This window comes from Pontibacter rugosus, from assembly GCF_042678745.1.
Classification (GTDB): Bacteria; Bacteroidota; Bacteroidia; order Cytophagales; family Hymenobacteraceae; genus Pontibacter; species Pontibacter rugosus.
The window spans coordinates 1-4,111 of sequence record NZ_JBHTLD010000309.1 but is presented as its reverse complement, the minus strand read 5'-3'; the positions used below and the strand labels follow the sequence as shown (position 1 = coordinate 4,111).

Sequence of the window (4,111 nt, the reverse complement as noted above, 5' to 3'; positions counted from 1 at the left end):
AAGGCAACTTAGGTATGGTCTTATTTTAAGTTATTTAGCTGTAGGATATTACTACAACAGCATTAGAAGTAGGACTTAATTGGTAGAGTTTTCTCAATCCGTACACATAAGCGTGTTGAGCAGGTTATGATCTAGGCTTTTGGAGGCCTTTACTTTTTGGCTAAGCTGGCAAGGTTTGAATCGTAAATTCGAGGGGCATGCATTGTGCATTTCTAATAAGCACATTATTTACCGGTATGGCTTAAGTAAAAGAGCTCCTACTTTGCTGACTATAAACAATAGCTCCGTGCACTTCTGGCGCAAAGGCACAAAAAAACCGCAGCGGAAAGCTGCGGTTTTTAAGGGAGCTGCTAAGCAAAGCTTAGTTTCTGATAAATTGTGCTGCTAAAGCATTCGTGTTACCTGCTGGCGGAGTTGCAAAGCCACGAATCACCAAGGTGTAAGCTCTCCCTGCCTCAATGTCGATGTTGGATATAGTAAGTAGTACCTCATTGTTGTCAGCTGATGTTACTTCAAAACTATACCTGTTACCAGCTAATGCAGCAAATGGAGTAATCTCCTTGAATGCCAAATCAGAGGCAACCGTAACAGCAGTTGATCCTTTGGTGCTGATATTAATTTCCGGGGCGTCAGGAGACAAGTTAACCACACGTAGCACCGCATTGCCTGAAGCCGGTGCATTTGTGCTATCCTGTACTATAAGTAACTCCATATCCGCTTGCCTGTTTACAGCAAATACAGAATATACTTTACCATCTTTAAAAGTATAGCTAGAGTCAACAAAAGCTGTGGCAGTGTTCACAGGTGTAAACTTAATACGGTACGCTGCCGGACTTAAACGGGTATAGCCAGAGAAGCTAGTATACTTAAATGGTTGGCTATTAATAACTTTAGAATCAAGTTGAATGTCTAGATCTGGAGCGTCAGGTGATCCATGATAAAACGAAACAGCTGCAACCGGAGTTGGTTCTACTGGATCGACTTCATCATCAATGCAACCTGTAAGCGAAAAAGAAGCTACACTGAAAAAGAGCAGGGCGGCTTTACTAACAATAGATTTCTTAAAAGGGTTTTTCATAAAAAGTAATGATGATTGGGTTGTGTTTAAAAGCTGTAAGCCCCTTCAGGGGCTCCTTTGATCAATAGACCCTGAAACAGGGGCTTCGGTTGCAAAGGGTATTTTACTTTTTTGCCATGCTGCCATCTAATATGCAAATCAGGCATAACCAAAGATATGCTTTTATACATGGGATTAGCAAAATTACCTTTCAAGCAGGTGCTCCTATACAAAGCACCTGTTAATCTTTCTTGCTCTCAAGTTGATGATGCTAAACAGCTAAATATTAGGGAACAAGTTTGAAAATAAGTAAAGTATAAGCATCAACATACTCTGAAATACACATACTTTTCAAAGCGTATATTTAAAAACCTGCGGCGGCCTTTTCTGTTTAAGAGAACATACAGCACTGACAGCTGGCTGTATAACAGTGATAAGTTGTGTAACTGTTTCATTGCAAAACTAAATTAGATGAATTATTTTTCACATAACCCGCTTAACCGCTATTCAGAAATACGAGCCGATGAAGCTAGGCTGGAGTCGCTCTGGCATGATGAAAAAGTGCGGGTACTAATAGTATTAAACAACCTAAACCTGCTTACCCAGAATGCAAAAGAAGCAGCGCTGCTGTCAGGTGCCGAGGCAGCGGGGTTGGCGCAAGTTGCAAGTATAAAAGTATACTTAGGATCAGAAGGGGAGGTGCCATACTTTGCCCTGGGCTTTGCAGCAGAGCAGGAAGAGGAACTTACATCCCTTTTATCTGCAGGCTATGCCCTGCACGACATCAGAAAGGTGGCTCTGCATTTAAGTAAAGAACATGGGGCACTGTTGGCCTATGCACGTGGTCTGGTGTATTGGAACCTGCACCATCAGTACTGCGAAAACTGTGCAAGCCCTACCGTTAGCCACGAAGCTGGCCATGTGCGGTACTGTACTAACGAAGCTTGTAAAAGGCACCATATCCCTCGCACAGACACTGCTGTGATTGTACTCATAGCGGAAGGCAATGCCTGCCTGCTTGGGCGCCAGCAAGTATGGCCGACAGGTATGTTTGCCGTGGTGGCTGGTTTTCTGGAGCCAGGCGAAACGCTGGAGCAGGCTGTAGCCCGAGAAGCTATGGAGGAGACAGGCGTAAGTTTACAGTCTGTCACATATCACTCCTCGCAGCCCTGGCCTTTTCCGGGCTCTATTATGGTAGGCTTTAAGGCAGTGGCTGCAAATCGTGCCATACAGGTGGATAACAAAGAACTGGAGGATGCGCGATGGTTTACACGGGATGAAATAAAAGAAGGTCTGCAACACAGTACGCTGCTGCTGCCGCCGCAATTCTCCATTGCTTTTGAGCTGATCCGGGATTGGTTTGATGCCGAAGAAGGGTATAAGCTGCAGGACCTGTTGTAAGAGCAGTAGAGCTCCTCTGGATAAATGCGCCTCTACACGATAAATCAAAAAGCCCTGCATGTCCAGCACATGCAGGGCTTTTTGATTTATCGTGCTAAAAAAATTATTGGGGAACCGGACATTGCTCCAGCAACTGTTCTACCTCTTCAAAAGTATAGCGTTGGTTGTTGTTGCCGTAATTTGTCTGGATGTAGTTGAGCAGGTTCGTGATCTGGTCTTCGCGTAGCGCCTCAAGGCCGGGCATCTCCTTGTTATATTCTTTGCCGTTTACAACTATGGGGCCTTGCAACCCGTGGCGAATAATACAAGGCAGCTCATCGCGGTGTGTTTGCAGGTAATCTGCCTTGGCAATGGGGGGTATCAGGCCTCGCAGGCCGCTTCCATCTTCCAGGTGGCAGCTCTGGCATTGCTGCTCATACAGGCGCTTGCCTTCATCCTGCTTTTCTGTGAAACATTGTGTAAGGGTGGTGAGCGTAAAAATACCCAGCACCACCGCTACAAATCTACTTTTTCTCATGCTTCTTTTCGTTCAGCAGCACCTCGATATCTTCTATTAGCTTGTCCACATCTTCCTGCACAGTGCCATCGTAGTTGCCCCTGATGTGGCGCTCTCCGTCTACAAGTATAAAATTGCCGCCATGGGCAAAACCACCGGCTACACCTTCATCTTCCTGAGCTGCCACCAAGTACTTTGTAGCAATATCATATATACTGTCTTTCTCGCCGGTGAGCAGGTGCCACTTATTTGTTTCTATCCCCAGTCTGTCGGCATAGTCGCGTAGAACGGCAACTGTATCGTGTTGCGGATCGATGGAGTGAGACAGTAGCAGTACCTGCGGGTTATCTTTATAAGCTTCATATATCCGTAGCATCTGGCTTTTCATTTTTGGGCAGATGCTTGGGCAGGTGGTAAAAAAGAAATCTGTCACGTAAATTTTGCCTTGCACCGCTTCCTGCGTTACGCGCTGGCTATCCTGATTCACAAAGGCAAAATCAGGTATCTGGTGGTAAATTGTATCTGTTACAACCTCACCGTTTACCGTACGCTCCACAGTCTCTCGCTCCCCGAATATCGGCAGCGTTTTTTCAGAGCTGCTGCTGTCGCAACCATAAAAAACAAGGGCTGCCAGTGCTAATGCAGCGCTTGTAAGGATACGTTTTAAGCTGAGTTTATTTCTGTTGGTCATACTTGTTTGCAGTTGATTGTGCGGCCTGTATAGAGCTATCCATAACAGTTTGTACGCGTTCAATTTTAACTAATTCGTTTTGCAGGTATTCCTTTGCAGCTTTGGCCTGTAAGGTATCAGGTGCTTTGTACTGGCGCATCCACTGCATCATTACCTCGTCGGCCTGGTTAAGCGAGTTTATTTCCTGTTGCAAGGCACCTAAAACAGCAGTGTCAGCCTGCTGTATCTCCATTGTATCGCGCAGGGCTCGTAATTGGCGGCGAATTTTGTAAATCTCCCCGATTCTGGCCATCGCTGAATCATGAACGCTCATGACACGGCTTTCGAGGACTGCTTTTTCTTCTACCTCTGCATTGCCTGCACTACAACTGAAAAGACAGACAAGCGGAAAAGACAGTAGTATAAATGTTTTCTTCATGATGTTGCTAAGCGTGCGTATGGCCACATAAGTACAACAGCCATACTT

The 4,111-nt window shown here is 45.4% G+C and carries 5 protein-coding genes; 1 reads left to right on the top strand and 4 read right to left on the bottom strand.

What is annotated here, in order from left to right; translation table 11 throughout:
* Nucleotides 1-361: 361 nt before the first annotated feature.
* Complete coding sequence (locus tag ACFQ2O_RS20395) at nucleotides 362-1,078, bottom strand: DUF4397 domain-containing protein (RefSeq protein ID WP_377532440.1); 717 nt, start codon at nucleotides 1,076-1,078, stop codon at nucleotides 362-364.
* A gap of 450 nt (nucleotides 1,079-1,528) precedes the next feature.
* On the opposite strand from ACFQ2O_RS20395, the gene nudC reads away from it, so the two are divergent.
* Complete coding sequence (gene nudC, locus ACFQ2O_RS20390) at nucleotides 1,529-2,458, top strand: NAD(+) diphosphatase (protein WP_377532437.1); 930 nt, start codon at nucleotides 1,529-1,531, stop codon at nucleotides 2,456-2,458.
* A gap of 103 nt (nucleotides 2,459-2,561) precedes the next feature.
* Here nudC and ACFQ2O_RS20385 read toward each other — a convergent pair whose 3' ends face one another.
* The 3 genes from ACFQ2O_RS20385 to ACFQ2O_RS20375 all read right to left on the bottom strand — a co-directional run.
* Nucleotides 2,562-2,975 (bottom strand): c-type cytochrome, encoded by a 414-nt coding sequence (locus ACFQ2O_RS20385; protein ID WP_377532434.1) that lies wholly within the window; start codon nucleotides 2,973-2,975, stop codon nucleotides 2,562-2,564.
* Nucleotides 2,962-3,645, bottom strand: coding sequence for an SCO family protein (locus ACFQ2O_RS20380; protein WP_377532432.1), 684 nt, complete (start codon nucleotides 3,643-3,645; stop codon nucleotides 2,962-2,964). The genes ACFQ2O_RS20385 and ACFQ2O_RS20380 overlap by 14 nt, the downstream gene beginning before the upstream one ends.
* Nucleotides 3,629-4,111 (bottom strand): hypothetical protein (locus ACFQ2O_RS20375; protein WP_377532429.1); only part of this gene is annotated, 483 nt, incomplete at its 5' end. The genes ACFQ2O_RS20380 and ACFQ2O_RS20375, both read right to left, overlap by 17 nt.